The following is a 15,862-nucleotide window of genomic DNA, read 5'->3' as shown; positions in this document are numbered from 1 at the left end:
ATAAATAATAATGTCTATAAAACTAAATTACGATAATTTTTGTCTTCTAAACCATCTCGGCAGTTGTACATTGGTCGAATTTGTTAGCCCATTTAATAGAGCAACGAGCAAAATCAAAAAAACACCTATATATTGAACACCTGATAACATTTGATGCAGGAGCAACACTGCCAAAAATATTGCGGTCAAAGGTTCAAAGATAGTAAATACTGACGCGCGTGTGGCTGGTAGTTTTTCTAATGCTTTCATATATAATGCAAAAGGTGCAATCGTACCCACCAAAGATAAGCCCAGTACATATATCCAGCTAATAACGGGAAGCTGTATCAGCTTATAATAAGTTGTATACGTGGTAGGAATGAACAATAATACAATGCCACTGAACAAAATTGACGTAAAAAAGACAAGCGGTGCAGAGTGTTTATGATGCATGGCGCGTTTACCAAGCACACCATACAAAGAGTAACAAACGCCAGAGAGCAGCCCAACGGCAATACCCAACTTCCCTTCAGTAGTGCCACCCATCGTAGTCATACCAACGCCAATCACTGCTACAACTGCTAATAATGCAGCTTTATAAGTAATTCGCTCATCTAATAATAGGTGCGAGAATATCAAGCTAAAGACCGGCGCCGTATAGAGTAATGCGACTGCCGTGCCTGCACCCACATGAAGCACTGCAAATAAGTAGCAAACCGTCATACCCAGTACGCCAATTAGGGATTGTAGACCAAGCCCAAACCATTGACCGAGTGTTAGCCTACTTAATGGTTTCCAGATCTTAGGCAACATCGCTATAGCAATAATAGCTGCCGTTATGATACGCAATATCGTAATTTGCCAACTACTAAAACCTAATTGACTAAGATAAGTCGAAAATATACCAAGTGTGCCCCAACATATGGCCGCCATGACAATTTGTATGGTGCCAATCCATGGCTTGACATCAACCGCTATAGGTCTGATTTTCAATACTTCCACGACTAGTCACCTCTATTATTGAACATAAAATGTTCGTAATATCATTGAGTAAATATAAAACTGGTACAAAATAACTGAGTGTTAATCAGCATTAGCTTATCTATACAACTCATACTTGCCAGCCTTACTGAATACGTCAACCGCTGAATTTATGACTATCAGTCAATAAACTCAGCGGTTAACTTAGGCTCTGTTAAGTATTAATAAATATAAGTATCTATATCTAAGCGCTGACAGCTTCTTCTGATATGACTTTGACTCTATTAGGAACCAACACACTAACGACCAAGTAAGTGATGGCTGATGCAGCTGATCCGATAAGAGGTCCCTCTACCCAGCCGACAATACCTGATGTTAAGAGATAACTACTGCAAACAGCACCGACGATAATAGAGGCAATAGCAGCCATCGTTGAGCCTTTATAAAAGATAGTCACCAAAAGTACACCAGATAGAGCTGCCATTAAAGTACCGCTAGAGAATATGCCTAGATAGCTAAGCATCGCTTCAGGTAAGAAGAAAGTAGAAATGAAGGCGATAGCAGCCACAATAGCGACCCACAATCTATTCAGTTTCAATAGCTCAGCCTCAGTGCGAGGTTTATTGTCAAATACTGCCAAACGCAAATCATGTGAGGCAGCAGTTGATAAGGTATGCAAGATAGAGTTTGCCGTAGATTTCATAGCAAAAAGAATAAACAAAGTGATCACACTACCCACCACACTTGGAATAGCATTGGCTAAATACCAAGGCATTGCTTCATCGGGATTGATCAGACCTGGGTTTTTGATACGAACATATAAGCCAACGATAGGCACCAAGCTCAAAATACACCCTAGAATGGCCGTATAAAAGCCTGTTTTGGCAATACTGATATTAGATTTCATCGCCAAAAAACGTACTGACATATAGGGCAATGCAGTACTAAAGATAAGCGCATAGACAAATACTAGAAAAACAGAAGCTTTGGCATTACCATATGGGTTAGAATTTTCTGGATTGACAAGGTTTGGATCTATCGCATTCAGCTGCGTTATCATATCTGCTAACGGAATGTCAGTGAACACCTGAACCACTATATAAATGGCAGCAGTGGCCATCCCAATCACCATAAAAGTATCGGTCCAAGCAACGGCGAGCAATCCGCCTGCCATGGTATAAATAGTAATAATTACCAATAAAAGCGCAGAAGCCAGAAGAGGTGAAATACCGAGCCAGCTACTACCTAACATACCAAGCGCTCTAATCTGAGCCGTCAAAAATACGGTCAAAAATATAATCATGCCCAAAGACGTGACAATACGCAAAGTGCGAGCAGATATTGAATTTCGATCATTACAGTGCAAGTTAACGATAAATTCAGGAATGGTACTACTACCCATCTTCATGGCTCTATTACGCAAATAGACCGCAAAGAATAGTACGGCGACGACCATGGCTGGTGCAAAAAAGAAATTACCTAAAAGCTCAATCGTCCCGTATTGGTATGCGGCACCAGGTGAACCCATAAAGCCCCAACCACTAAACCCAGTCGCCACGACAGTACCTGCCATAACAAAAGGCCCTAATGAGCGACCGGCTACTAAAAAACCACTTTCCTCATCTGCTGACATGACTTTTGAAGCTTTACTAGCCAATACAATGAGAAGCGCAATTGCTGCTAACAATATCATCCAATTAATAAACATGTCGATTCCTCGTATCGTTTACTACATTACTTGTTATGACGCTCTACGAAGAAATAACTCACTGCCAGTAATAGCGTCAGTACATTAATGGTCAAAAACCAAAATAACGTCCAGCTGTTAAGAAACAGGTCCATAATGTTATTTCCTTAATAAGTAAAATGTGAAAATAATTGCATCGTGCGAGGCGCATCATCATCTATGTTGGCGGGCTTAAAATAAGAAAATTATTCATGGTAGCCCACTCAATATAGACAGTATTTATTGATGACACTCCCCTACATTAACGACCGATAATATTATGCTCCGGGCCGTACTTAAAGCCTGTGATATTATCAGCGCCCGTCTCATTGATGACTAAGATGTCATGCTCTCGATAACCGCCAGCACCCGGCATGCCCTCTGGAATCATAATCATCGGCTCCATAGAGATGACCATACCGGGCTCAAGCACTGTTTCAATATCTTCACGTAGCTCAAGTCCTGCCTCGCGTCCATAATAATGGCTAAGCACACCAAAAGAATGGCCATAACCAAAGCTGCGTTTTTCTAATAAGTCATATTTTGCATAAATTTTATTCAGCTCATGTGCGATATCGCAGCAGCGCACGCCAGGTTTGATAAGCTCAAGACCTGCTTCATGCACTTCACAATTTATCTGCCAGTAGCGTAGTGAATCTGCATCACATTTATCCAAGAACAATGTGCGTTCAAGCGCGGTGTAGTAGCCTGCTATCATAGAAAAACAGTTAAGACTCAATATATCACCCGATTGGACACGACGATTGGTCACTGGATTATGGGCACCATCCGTATTAATACCTGACTGAAACCATGTCCATGTATCCATAAGTTCCACTTGACCAAACTGCTCACCAATAGCTTTAACCATCGCTTGTGTAGATGCCAAAGCAACTTCGTATTCGGGCACTCCGTCATAGACAGCTTGTACCAATGCCGCCCCACCAATATCGCAAACCTGGGCACCTTTTTTTATTAGCGCTATTTCTTCAGAGGACTTAACCATTCTCATGGTCATACATGGTAGGCTAATATCTACAAACTCTACATTAGGTAATATAGCTTTAAGCTTAGCAAAGCGATCCATCGGTAAATGATCAAACTCAATACCAACGCGGCCGTGATTAGGAATTTGTTGAGCAATGGCTTTGAAATAGTTATCACGCTGCCAATCAGTGTAAACAATATTATTATCGCCCACAGTACGCCGCCAAGGCTGTCCACCATCGATATTGGCAGAGATTGACACGACTTCTTTTGAAGTAACGACTAGTCCATAAGGTCGCCCAAAAGAGCAATATATAAAGTCAGAGTAGTAATTGATGTTATGTATCGAGGTGAAAAGCGCCGCCACAATGCCATGATTATCTAAATACTCACGAAGTTTCTCATGACGATTTGCATATTCTTGATGACTAAAAGTCGGTTGCACTTTCTGGCCGTTTTTAATTTCGATTAGACTTGGGAGATGCAGATTATCTAATGAGCCATCTAAAGAGGTTAGGTTTAATGAATTCATCCATTTTCGAGAAAAATCTGTAGAAGATAACGTGCTAGTAAGGTCTTTTAGTGCTGACATGGAACGTCTCCAAGGTAGGTAATAATTAACTGAGAACACGTTCGATAATAGAGGTAAAATTAATAAGGTATTTTTTCATAAGCGACATTTTATGTTTATAATCGGACATATAGACAAACAACTTAACATTAGCCAGAACTTTAGGTATGTTCTGAAGGCGACAAAAAATGACTCAGATAACGGAAAAGATGATAGACAAGCCTAGGCGTATTGGGTTTCTACTGATTAATGGCTTTACCATGCTCGCGTTCAGCAATATCATTGAGCCACTTCGAATGGCGAATTATGTGAGCGAGCAACTCTTATACTCGTGGGTGGTGGCAGGGTTCGATGACAATAAAACCAGTAGTAGTAACGGTATTAAGTTAAGTCATACTGCACCACTCGACTACTTATTAACCTGCGACTTGGTATTTGTATGCGGAGGACACCAAACAGATTACTTGGAATCTAGTAAGCTCATTACCTTAATTCAGCGATTGGCAGTACGGGATATTGCACTTGGCGGTTTGTGTACAGGAGCGCTAGCATTGGCTGCTGCGGGCTTACTTGAGCAGCAAGCAGCCTCATTGCATTGGGAGAACATCAGCGTAGCCCAAGAAAGCTATCCAGGTGTTATTTTTAATGACCAAATATTTACAATAGCACCGCAGCTATATTCTTGTTCAGGTGGAGCTTGCGCATTGGATATGACTTTACATATCATCAATAAGCATCATGGTCATCATATCGTTTCCAAGATACAAGACATGTTTATTATCACCTCTATACGTGAGCCTACTTACGTACAGCATATGCCCAAGCCAAAAATACTGAGCAGTAGCTATACCAATGTAATAGATGCTATTGCATTGATGAAAACCAATCTTGAAGAGCCTTTAAGCGTTAAGGATATTGCCCATCATCTTGGATTATCAAGTAGACAATTACAGCGCATATTTAATAAAAATTTTAGTTGTTCACCGCAACAGTATTACGTGCGATTGCGCCTTGAACACGCCAAATATATTCTTAAACATACTACGCTGCCTATTAGCCAAATCGTACTAGCAAGCGGCTTTATCGATAACAGTGCATTCTCTAGCACCTTCAAAAAAAACTATGGCATGACGCCAAGCCATTACAGACAAGAGAATCAGCTGGTATAGCCTATTTAATCTTGACGCAGCAACTATAAGAATGGTCTCTCCAAAATTAAAAAAAGCCATAAAAGTCATTACTTTTATGGCTTTACTGCTCTGTTGTATATTTTGAAGCTTAAACCTAGCTTTGAGTTAAATAAGCGCTTTTAATTCAGTCAGCTTGCTTAACACTGTATCAGGTTCATATTTCACCAGCTGCTGCTCATTTTGTGCACCAGATAGCACACCTAAAACTAGCCCACATAAAGCCCACTATATCCATCTGGAAATAATGCTCGATGCCATCCGAGTAGATCATCTAATAATAACGGCTGTTGATAATGATAGGTAGCACTTAGCATCATCTCTACCACTGCATCGATCTCACGAGTATTGGTTGGCATACTGGCATTATTCAGCCCTAAATGCCGCGCAACTGAAGAACGAACCTGCTCATCATTTAGTGTCTCACCTTCTATCTCAGAAGTTTTGATAATCTCTAAGGTCACCGCATCTAATTGTGCCTCAACATTCAGATCGAACCCTAGTGTTAGCAGCTTTCCTAGTAAATGGCCTTGTAATATCCGTACACGACTAACAAGTGGCAATAGCTTTTTGTCCGACCATTGCCATTCAGTCCAGTTTAGATGTTCATGAATATAAGTAACATGCTTCATATGTTCGGTAACCCTCCCAAACCTAAGACACCTAACAAATAGAATTAAGCTGCTTGATTGAGTTTCTGTATGGGCGTAAAACCGCCATTGCCCATGTTTGGGCGCTCATGATTATAATGATATAACCAGTTTTCTGCTTGTGTGCGTACTTGCTCTAAGTTATCAAACAGCTCCTGATTTAACCAATCATATCTCATGGTTCTGTTAAAGCGTTCCACATAGGCATTTTGCTGTGGATTGCCAGGTTCAATATAGCTTAAGTTAATGCTTTGCTGCTCAGCCCAGTCTTTGAGCGCATTGCTGATGTACTCAGGACCGTTATCGCATCTTATTTGTACAGGTTTGCCTCGATATTCAATGAGCTGGTCTAATGTGCGTATGACCCTTTGTGCTGGTAGTGAGAAGTCAATCTCAACGGTGAGCGCTTCACGGTTGTAATCATCAATCACATTAAACAGTCTAAAGCTGCGACCGTCATTTAAGCCGTCGTGCATAAAGTCCATGCTCCAGCTTTGGTTTATCCTATCAGGTACTGCTAATGGTATTGGTTTAGCGCGTTTAATGCGACGCTTAGGCTTGATTCTAAGGTTGAGTTCAAGCTCACAGTAGATGCGATATACCCGCTTGTGGTTGTACGGCAGTCCCATGACATTACGCAGGCTTAAAAAGCATAAACCAAAGCCCCAGTTCTTATTCTCATCAGTCAGTTTGATGAGTAAGTCCGCGATCTGCTGGTTCTCATCCGTGGCCATTGACTTATGGTAATAGCAGGTCACGCTGATGTTAAAGATACGGCAAGCACGACGTATGCTAATACCATGCTCTTCAATGTAATGACAAGCCATTTTCCTGCGCCTTTGGGGCGCTACCACTTTTTTGTCATGGCATCCTGTAGGATATCGGATTTAAGACATTCATCAGCATACATCTTCTTAAGACGTGCATTTTCAATTTCAAGTTCTTTTAAGCGCGCAATCAAAGAGGCATCCATGCCGCCATACTTTGAGCGCCAGTTATAAAAGGTACTTTGGCTGATATTATGCTCACGGCAAAGCTCGGTGATAGGGACACCTTGTTCGGCTTGTTTTAGGATATTAACGATTTGGTTGTCGCTAAAGCGTGTCTTTTTCATAGGATTCTCCTGCTGATATATTTTAGCAGTTAATCTCTATTTCTAAGTGTTCTTATTTAGTGGGGGGATTACCGTTCCACCACATTAGTACTTGGTTATTCAGCGGTTCGCCGCCGATAAACATGATACGTGTGCCCTTTTTAGCAGCCAACTTAATACTTTTGTTATTAGCAATATCGCTATTATGAAAACGGAATAACTGGTCTTGCTGACAAACCTTGCCTTCGGACGCTACCTCTCCTTCTGAAACCAAGATACCGTACTCAAAGTCTGACTCTAAATTTATTATGCCACTACAGGTACAATAAAAAGGATATATAATTGACGCATCTAAAATATGAGCAATAAAAACATGGATATCGAAGGCAATACTGCTGATCAAATAGAAATTATCTATGAAGATGAGTATATAGTAGCGATTAATAAAGAAGCTGGTCTGTTGGTGCATCGCAGTTGGCTGGACAAAGGCGAGACACGCTTTGCCATGCAGCTCACCCGTGATGCGGTAGGCTGTCATGTATTTCCAGTGCATAGGTTAGACAAACCTACATCAGGTGTATTGTTATTTGCCAAGAGCTCAGCCGTTGCACGTAGCCTTACCGAAGCGTTTACTGAACGCAAAGTGACTAAGCAATATTTGGCCGTGGTGCGCGGCTTTATGTCTGAACAAGGTACTGTTGATTATGCGTTGAGCTTTAAGCCTGATGCCATTGCCGATAAATTTGCCAACTTAGATAAACCTGCTCAAGAAGCGGTCACCCACTGGCAGAGTTTGGCACAAATTGAGCTGCCATTTGCAGTATCAAAGAAGCATGCCACTAGCCGCTATAGTCTGGTGCGCTTAACGCCTGAAACTGGGCGCAAACATCAGCTACGTCGGCATATGAGACATGTATTCCATCACATCGTGGGTGATACCAGTCACGGCGATATACGTCATACACGGTTTTTTCGTACTCACTATGATTGCACGCGTATGTTGCTGCATGCACAGACTTTGGCACTCAGCCACCCCGTCACTGGTGAGCCACTAGTACTACAAGCAGGATTAGACGAGCAATGGATGCGTATCTTAGAAGAGTTCTCTTGGACAGATAGTGTTGAGGTTTAAGTCCCTAGTGGGGACTGGAAAAGACAACCTCTTATAATACGCTCCAAAACCTCAAGTTTTTCAAAATATCTTTTTTATCAAATCATCAGTATCTTGTAGCACCACGCATATAGACCACTCAATCATAATTAGCCATTTATTAGTGATCATCTTATCAAAAACCTTTTCCACAGCTATGTGACTACGCTCACGGATGTTAGTCTCATTTAAACTTACACATTTTTCTTGAAAGCTAAAAGATAACAAGAGAATAAAAAACGCAGAGCACCATTTGAAGCCCTGCGTTTGTTAGATTGAACTGTATTTACAGGATACTGTATCTAAATTGCAGATAGGCCGCTGTGATTGCCACTGCATCTTCTACCTGCGGATAATGGCCTAACATAGGCATATTGGTTATATCAGCGTTGGGTATCAGCTGGCGATAACGATCAATCATATGCTGACCTGAGATAGGATCTTTGGCACCTGCGATCAATTTCACTGGTACAGTACTGTTGATAATCGCGCCTACCCATCGCTCGCGGTACTGCTGACGCTGTGGCATATAGTTAATCAGCTTATGCATCACACCCAACCCATCATTGTGATTTAACAGCTGCCATAGCGTGTCTATCACCTCTACTGTGGGCGGCGTGTTTGGGCCAAATATCCGCTGTAGACTGCCTGCAAATTTCTGTTTATTAATCAGTTTTGATACCATAGGACCTAATGGTGATAGCAGTAGTTTCTGCACCAAGATAGGTTTGTGCGTCTCAGGGAATAGACCACCGTTTAAGAAGCATACGCTGGCAATGTGTCGCTCAGCGCTCCCTTCGACTTGTCTGGCTAGCAACTCCTGAGCTACCGTATCACCATAGTCATGCGCTAAGATATGATAATCACTGACGTCCAGTTTTTGCAAAACAACTTGATAAATATCAGCCTGTTCACTGATTAGATAGCGCGCGTTTTTGGGTTTGTCTGATAATCCAAACCCCAGCATATCGAGGGTAATAACATAATAATGCTCGGTTAGCGCATCCCACATGCCCTCCCAGTCCCAACTGGCACTAGGATAACCATGAATCAATAGCAATACGGGCGCACTTTTATCCCCTGCATACCGAGTGAAGATTTGGTGTCCATGAATTGATTCATATTGCCCCTGCCTTTGCCACTCATCAAGAGTTATCATTAGAGACTTACTCCTCAAATGATGGGTCAGTGCGGCGCAATTTTCTTAGTAACGCAGGCCATGCGATATCACCATTTGCACCTCGGGTCACTTGCTCTGATGCAGCTTGGATACCTGCCAAGATTTGTGCTGGTATCGGTGTCAATACACCGCCCCCGCTCTGCGCTTTGATCTGAATCTCACAAGCTCTTTGCATGATATACATGTACAAAAATGCATTGGCAACCGTATCGGCACAGGTGAGCAGACCATGGTTACGCAAAATCATAAAGTGAGCATCACCTAAATCAGCAACCAAGCGTACTTTTTCTTCAGGGTTTAATGCGACACCTTCGTAGTCGTGGTATGCCAAATTGGATAGCGGAAATAATGATTGTTGCGAGATAGGTAGTAGGCCTTTTTCTTGCGCTGAGACGGCCACGCCATCATTTGTGTGCAAATGAATGACGCAATGTGCATCGTCGCGAGCTTCTTGCACAGCACTGTGGATGATAAATCCAGCTGGATTGACTTCAAACTCTGATGGCGCTACTTTTTCGCCTGCTTTATTGACCTTGACCAGACTAGAGGCGGTAATCTCTTCGAATAACATCCCGTACGGATTGATTAAAAACTCATCCTCAGTACCTGGTACGCGCGCAGAGATATGAGTGAATACCAAATCATCCCAGCCATAAGAAGCAATCATTCGATAACAGGCGGCAAGATTTACGCGCATCTGCCACTCTTGTTCGCTCATGTTATGGTGTACACTCGAAGTTGAATCGGTTGATGTCGCGGTTTGCATAGTTGTTTGCATGGTGTATTCCTTTACTGTGTTAGATATCCTGAATGATTACTTTACACCATTTCATAAAACCAAATCTGTCAAAAACATTACACTTATGAATATCAATCATTATTTAAATAACGACCCATGGTTTAGTCAATTGCCAGCCATTGTGCAGCCGCTATTGGCAGGCGATGCGGTGTTAAAGGTATACCAAAAAGGCCAAATGATTCATGCCATCGGTGATAACGATGATGCGGCGCTACACTTTGTCGTGTCGGGTACGATTAGGGTCTGTAATGTGAGCGCTAGTGGCCATGCTATGACACTGGCGCATCTATCTAGTGGTGAGTGGTTTGGTGAGATATCTATCATAGATGACAATCCTCGCACCCATGATGCGTGGACGATTAACAAAGTAACGCTAATCTCTATCCCTAGAAATCTGGTGATTCAAACAGCGCAGTTGCATCCGATTTTATACAAGCACCTCGCACTTATAACCTGCGAGCGAATCCGCCGAGCATTTGAATGGATTGATGATGCTACCTCACTCAATACCTCAGCGCGATTGGCTAGCATGCTAATTGGGCTGATTGACACTTATGGTAAGCAAATAGGAGACGATATCAAAATAGATCTGCGCTTATCGTAAGAAGAGCTTGGCTTTATGCTTGGTACTACCAGACAAACCATCAATAAAATCATCCAATCGTGGCAAAAGCAGTACCTTATCGATATGCACTATGGTTTTATCACCATAAAGGACAAACCCCAATTGATGGCAATGATGAATCCTACCTGACTTAAATGTATAAAATCATCTCAGAAAACACCTCACCATCTAACTTATTCTAGTTAGCATCAATCGCCTTAACATCTTCTTAACAGACCACTTGCTATGGTAAGGAATGACGTTTCCTACCATCTGTTGAGAAGTATCTGTATGTCCATACCTCAAGCCATCAAGACCAATGTGCTCAAAATCAAAGCAAAAACCAGCTACCTTAGCAGGCTCTATGATCGTGAGATAAATCTCAGTTATCTTATTATTATCGTGGCTTTATATTTGGTAGCGACTGCAAATATTGCGTTCTTTGAGCAGGTGCTAAATGTCTATCCATTTAGCACAAACATGGGTTTTATACTCTCCATCACAGGTTTGTTATTTGGACTGATGTGGCTGGTATTACAGCTGCTTTGCTATCGCCCTATTGCCAAACCAGTGTTGATTGCGCTACTGATTACTGCCGCTATCTGCGGTTATTTTACCGATGCTTATGGGACGATATTTGACACCAACATGCTGATTAACAGTCTGGAGACCGATCAAGCAGAGGCGATGGGATTGTTTGCCCCCAGCATGGTCATTCGACTGCTGATATTAGGCGTGTTGCCAGCATTTATCATTAGCAAAATTCGTCTAAAACGCTTTACTTGGCAACGCAGTATTCTACAAAAAACAGCCACGTTGATATTGTCTATCGCATTGATCGCAGCGTGTCTTTTACCCTTTGGTGACCAGTACGCCAGCTTCTTTCGTCAGCATAAACAAGTCCGTTATTATGCTAACCCGATCACGCCTATTTACTCTACGATCAAACTTGGCGAAAACTATATCGATGAGCTACGCCGTCCTGATACTTTCACGCTACATGCGACAGATGCAAAGCGTGTGTCACCTGCTAATAGTGTGAGTGGCAATGCTAAACCAAAACTGATGGTGTTTGTGGTTGGGGAAACGGCTCGCGCTGATCACTTCGGTTTAAATGGCTATACACGCAACACCACACCGCTGCTCTCAAAACAATCAGACCTCTATAGTTTTCAGAATGCTGTCTCTTGCGGCACCTCTACGGCCTACTCCGTACCCTGCATGTTCAGCTATGCAAATCGAGCAGACTACGATATCGATACAGCCAAGTATAATGAAAACGTACTAGATACACTAAGTAAGCAAGGGGTTAATGTTATTTGGCGCGACAATAACTCCAGCTCTAAAGGCGTGGCTGATCGCGTTACTTTTGAAGACTACAAAACAGCTGATACCAATCCGAACTGTGATGTCGAATGCCGAGATATCGGTATGCTTGATGGGTTTGATGCACTGGTAAAGTCAGGCAGCTCACCGAAAGATACGCCTAAAGACACGCTTATTTTGTTACACCAAATGGGTAATCATGGACCCGCCTACTATCAGCGCTATCCGAAAGAATTTGAAGCGTATAACCCTGTCTGCATGACCAATGAGCTGTCCAAATGTGATGCTCAGTCTGTGATAAATGGCTACGATAATGCGATTCGTTATACCGATTATTTTTTGAGTAATGTGATTGATACGCTAAAGCCTTATGAGCAAGATTATGATGTAGTCATGGTATATATGAGCGATCATGGCGAGAGTTTGGGTGAAAATAATATTTACTTGCATGGTCTGCCCTATAAGTTTGCACCAGATACCCAAAAACACGTGCCCGCAGTCATTTGGTCACCAGACAGTAATAACATCGATGCGGACAGTCTCTCTAGTATGAGCAATCAGCCCGTGTCACACGATTTTATTACGCCGACGTTGCTTAGCTTTTTTGGCATCACGACTGACGAAGTCAAAGGCGCGCCAACCTTTTTTAAAGTAAATAACTAAATCTGTTTTTATATTGCTCGGTTCTTTTAGGCCATTACCATCTTTTAGGTAATCACTATTTTTTAGGTTAACATCATGTATAAGATACTCGTTATTGAAGACAACCCCGATATCGTGGCCAATATTTACGCGTTTTTTGAGCCAAAAGGGTTTGAGCTGGACAACGCACATAATGGCTACAGTGGGCTAACGCTCGCCGCAAGCAATCATTATGACGTGATATTGCTCGATGTGATGCTACCAGGTATGGATGGCACGCAGCTGTGCAAAAAACTCAGAGAAGAGTTACATGACAAGACTCCCGTATTAATGCTCACAGCTCGCGATACAATCTTGGATAAAGTCGCTGGTTTTGATAGCGGTGCTGATGATTATTTGGTCAAGCCGTTTTCGTTGGTCGAGTTGGAATGTCGTATCAAAGCGCTCATACGTCGCCATGAGGACGATCATTTTGCCCACAGTATTGCGGTCGGAGCGTTGTCCTTAAACAATAGTGAGCATACTATTATGCGTGAGGGACAATCACTGAAGCTTACCCCCACTGGCTTTAAAATATTGCACATCCTCATGAGTGCAGCGCCTAGAGTCGTCAGTAAAACTGAGATTGAAGAAAAAGTATGGGGACTAGATATACCGAGTAGTGATGCACTGCGCACCCATATGCATAGTGTGCGCGCACAGGTTGATAAGCCATTTGACACACCCATGATAGTCACAGTACCTGGCGTAGGTTACCAAGTTGTTGACCCTAACAAATCAGCAAGCGCGTAGTCGTGATTGCAGCATGAATTAAATAAACCTCATGTGACTTACTAACCGACTTACCATATCGTATTTATCGCTCTATTACATATAGCCCTGTTATATATCGCCTTTTTCTATTAAGTTGTCTCATGCCATGCTCAATATAGACTCGATAGCCAATAAGTTCAGACTGTCTTACTTCATATTCGCGTTATTACTGTGCGCAGCTTTTGTCAGTATTTTCTTGTACGCGGAGAGCCGAATAGAGCAAGATTTGGTCAAGGCTCGCCTATTGCAGCAGCTAGAGCTTAGTCAAGAAAAGTATGGTGACCAGCCTATCTATGTCGCTGAACCAGGTATCAAGATTTATCGCTATGATAAAGCACCTATTAGTTTACAAGCGATAGCCAATGACACGGTGCAAGAGACTTCTGTCACTGTTAATAAAGAATCTGGGGCAGGTCATGCCAACTTGCATCTTTTCGCCTACACCCAAGACGGTCAAACCTATATTTTGACTTACCTAGAAAACACCGAAATGGTGATGGAAAATTACCCAGTCTTGGCGATATTTGAGCACCTAGAAGACATATTTGCAGATACGCTAAAAGTAGCCGTGATTCTAAGCTTACTTATCGCCGCTATCTTTTCCCAATTGTCCTCTAAACAGATCATCAAGCCTTTATTAGATTTGAAACGAGCTGTCGAAACCGATCATAAAAACCTCACAGAATTGACGCACTTACCATCTGAGGTTGGGGTGTTGGCACGTGCTATTGATGAAAAAAACCATAAGCTAGAGCAATATCTCAAGCGCGAGCAACTGTTTACCGGTGACGTCAGTCATGAGCTGCGCACGCCATTGACCATTATCATGGGGGCCTCTGAGGTATTGGCCTCACATTTAGCAGCAGACAGCTACCTGAACGAATTTACCAATCGTATCAGTAATACAGCCCGTGAGACCTCCGAGATTATCACCACCTTGCTTTTACTTTCGCGCGCCCCTGAAAAACTCGATGCACCGCAAACATCCATTAATAGCATTGCCTTAGCCGAAGTGCAGCGATTGACCTATTTGCTGCGCTACAAGACCGTCACGTGCCAGATAATCGCTGAGCAAGAATACAGTGCCTATGTGCGCCCTGAGCTATTAAAAATGGCATTGGGCAATTTGATAAAAAATGCGTTTCAGTACACGGATGATGGCGAAATAACCATCACTATCGATGACGAAAAAATCATGGTGACTGATACTGGTCTTGGTATTCCTGAGGCGATGATGCCGCTGCTCTACGAGCGCTTTGAGCGCTTGACTCATGACTATCAAGACGGGGGTACAGGCACAGTCTTATCACCAGAGCATGATATCAATCACAAGGTTGAAGGCTCAGGTTTGGGGCTGAGTATCGTACAACGCATCATGTCTCATATGGGCTGGCAGCTGACCCATCAAGCCAATCATTCAGGCGGCAGCACTTTTAGTATTTATTATAAGTAGCCCATGCAATAACGCCAAAAAATCTCATCTAAAAAATACGCTCTGCCCTATTTAATGTTCATTACCACGTATCTCAGCCTCTTTATAGTCTCTTAACACTTTCTTAATCTCTCTCGTCTTATACTCAAGCGATATCGACTTTGCCTGACTGTTTGTTTGGTCATGCAAAATCGAGCACGTACCTTGATATTAGTAGACCATTAAGAATTCTATATGAATAAAATTACTCCTATTAATCTTGAAGACAAGCCAGCCAGTCACGGCCCTATCGAGCAGGCAGCGCATCACAGTGCGCTCACACCTGATAGCTTTGCAGAGAGCGCCAAAGGTAAAACGGGCTTTTACCGAATTATAAAAGCTACTGGTTACTCACTCGATGGCTTTAAGGCAGCTTATAAATTTGAGGCGGCTTTTCGACAAGTCGTGTGGCTCAACCTTGTACTGCTAGCTGCTGTCATCGTTATGCCTTTTGCGCTTGGTATAAAAATGATGCTGGTCGTCGCTTCTTTTTTGTCGTTGATTGTCGAGCTGCTAAATACAGGAATTGAAGCCTGTGTTGACCATACTTCAACCGCCAAACACCCGCTCGCAAAAATCGCAAAAGATGTCGGCTCTGCTGCACAGTTTTTGTCTTTATGTTTGTTACTGATCTTATGGGTAATGGCATTGTCTGTTCTATTTTATTAAAGCATGACAAGCACTCGCATATCAGCGCAAGGCA

Annotated in this window: 15 protein-coding genes and 1 pseudogene; 8 read left to right on the top strand and 8 right to left on the bottom strand. The window is 42.5% G+C overall.

Annotated elements, in window-relative coordinates; all coding sequences use genetic code 11:
• Nucleotides 1-27: 27 nt before the first annotated feature.
• The 3 genes from CXF61_RS05275 to CXF61_RS05265 all read right to left on the bottom strand — a co-directional run bounded on the left by CXF61_RS05275 (nucleotide 28) and on the right by CXF61_RS05265 (nucleotide 4,205).
• Nucleotides 28-981, bottom strand: a complete 954-nt coding sequence (locus CXF61_RS05275; RefSeq protein ID WP_227522988.1) for a DMT family transporter — start codon at nucleotides 979-981, stop codon at nucleotides 28-30.
• 223 nt (nucleotides 982-1,204) lie between these two features.
• Nucleotides 1,205-2,668 carry a sodium:solute symporter family protein gene (locus CXF61_RS05270; RefSeq protein ID WP_165597430.1) on the bottom strand — a complete coding sequence of 488 codons (1,464 nt, stop codon included), beginning with the start codon at nucleotides 2,666-2,668 and terminating at the stop codon, nucleotides 1,205-1,207.
• Between the two features lie 280 nt (nucleotides 2,669-2,948).
• Nucleotides 2,949-4,205 carry a M24 family metallopeptidase gene (locus CXF61_RS05265; RefSeq protein ID WP_193834191.1) on the bottom strand — a complete coding sequence of 419 codons (1,257 nt, stop codon included), beginning with the start codon at nucleotides 4,203-4,205 and terminating at the stop codon, nucleotides 2,949-2,951.
• 227 nt (nucleotides 4,206-4,432) lie between these two features.
• Between CXF61_RS05265 and CXF61_RS05260 the strand changes: the two genes are divergently transcribed.
• Nucleotides 4,433-5,413 carry a GlxA family transcriptional regulator gene (locus CXF61_RS05260; RefSeq protein ID WP_101206352.1) on the top strand — a complete coding sequence of 327 codons (981 nt, stop codon included), beginning with the start codon at nucleotides 4,433-4,435 and terminating at the stop codon, nucleotides 5,411-5,413.
• Between the two features lie 227 nt (nucleotides 5,414-5,640).
• Here the strand turns inward: CXF61_RS05260 and CXF61_RS05255 are convergent, their stop codons facing one another.
• From CXF61_RS05255 to CXF61_RS14155, 3 genes are all read right to left on the bottom strand, one after another.
• Nucleotides 5,641-6,063, bottom strand: a complete 423-nt coding sequence (locus CXF61_RS05255; RefSeq protein WP_227522987.1) for a DUF4172 domain-containing protein — start codon at nucleotides 6,061-6,063, stop codon at nucleotides 5,641-5,643.
• 44 nt (nucleotides 6,064-6,107) lie between these two features.
• Nucleotides 6,108-7,195, bottom strand: a protein-coding gene (locus CXF61_RS05250; RefSeq protein WP_193834189.1) for an IS3 family transposase whose coding sequence is annotated in 2 segments (ribosomal slippage) — nucleotides 6,108-6,943 and nucleotides 6,943-7,195 — 1,089 coding nt in all. Because the reading frame shifts where the segments join, the coding sequence is not laid out codon by codon here.
• A 52-nt stretch (nucleotides 7,196-7,247) separates the two neighbouring features.
• Nucleotides 7,248-7,643, bottom strand: coding sequence for a pirin-like C-terminal cupin domain-containing protein (locus CXF61_RS14155; protein ID WP_165597429.1), 396 nt, complete (start codon nucleotides 7,641-7,643; stop codon nucleotides 7,248-7,250).
• Here CXF61_RS14155 and truC point away from each other — a divergent pair.
• Nucleotides 7,533-8,306 (top strand): tRNA pseudouridine(65) synthase TruC, encoded by a 774-nt coding sequence (truC, locus tag CXF61_RS05240; RefSeq protein ID WP_240990983.1) that lies wholly within the window; start codon nucleotides 7,533-7,535, stop codon nucleotides 8,304-8,306. The genes CXF61_RS14155 and truC overlap by 111 nt on opposite strands.
• A 304-nt stretch (nucleotides 8,307-8,610) precedes the next feature.
• On the opposite strand, the gene CXF61_RS05235 is transcribed toward truC, so the two are convergent.
• Nucleotides 8,611-9,483, bottom strand: coding sequence for an alpha/beta fold hydrolase (locus CXF61_RS05235; RefSeq protein ID WP_101206349.1), 873 nt, complete (start codon nucleotides 9,481-9,483; stop codon nucleotides 8,611-8,613).
• A gap of 7 nt (nucleotides 9,484-9,490) precedes the next feature.
• The gene (locus CXF61_RS05230; protein ID WP_227526610.1) at nucleotides 9,491-10,282 is read right to left on the bottom strand and encodes a class II aldolase/adducin family protein; all 792 of its coding nucleotides are present in this window, start codon (nucleotides 10,280-10,282) and stop codon (nucleotides 9,491-9,493) included.
• Between the two features lie 85 nt (nucleotides 10,283-10,367).
• Here CXF61_RS05230 and CXF61_RS05225 point away from each other — a divergent pair, with 85 nt between their 5' ends.
• From CXF61_RS05225 to CXF61_RS05200, 6 genes and pseudogenes are all read left to right on the top strand, one after another.
• On the top strand, nucleotides 10,368-10,907 hold the full coding sequence (locus CXF61_RS05225; protein ID WP_193834188.1) for a Crp/Fnr family transcriptional regulator: 540 nt from the start codon (nucleotides 10,368-10,370) through the stop codon (nucleotides 10,905-10,907).
• Nucleotides 10,908-10,919: 12 nt separating this feature from the next.
• A pseudogene (locus CXF61_RS05220) lies at nucleotides 10,920-11,057 on the top strand (helix-turn-helix domain-containing protein); the annotation flags it as partial.
• A 141-nt stretch (nucleotides 11,058-11,198) separates the two neighbouring features.
• Nucleotides 11,199-12,896: a phosphoethanolamine transferase gene (locus tag CXF61_RS05215; protein WP_165597426.1), complete on the top strand. Its 1,698-nt coding sequence runs from the start codon at nucleotides 11,199-11,201 to the stop codon at nucleotides 12,894-12,896.
• Nucleotides 12,897-12,971: 75 nt separating this feature from the next.
• A complete protein-coding gene (locus CXF61_RS05210; protein WP_165597425.1) occupies nucleotides 12,972-13,667 on the top strand; it encodes a response regulator transcription factor in 696 nt (231 codons plus the stop codon).
• A gap of 127 nt (nucleotides 13,668-13,794) precedes the next feature.
• A complete protein-coding gene (locus tag CXF61_RS05205) occupies nucleotides 13,795-15,141 on the top strand; it encodes a sensor histidine kinase (protein ID WP_165597424.1) in 1,347 nt (448 codons plus the stop codon).
• Between the two features lie 222 nt (nucleotides 15,142-15,363).
• Nucleotides 15,364-15,828, top strand: coding sequence for a diacylglycerol kinase (locus CXF61_RS05200; protein ID WP_413775327.1), 465 nt, complete (start codon nucleotides 15,364-15,366; stop codon nucleotides 15,826-15,828).
• The last annotated feature ends 34 nt before the right edge of the window (nucleotides 15,829-15,862 follow it).

Origin of the sequence: Psychrobacter sp. 4Dc, from assembly GCF_002836715.1 — a bacterium.
GTDB lineage: Bacteria > Pseudomonadota > Gammaproteobacteria > Pseudomonadales > Moraxellaceae > Psychrobacter.
The sequence above is the reverse complement of the archived record's forward strand: the minus strand, read 5'-3'. Positions and strand labels throughout refer to the sequence as shown.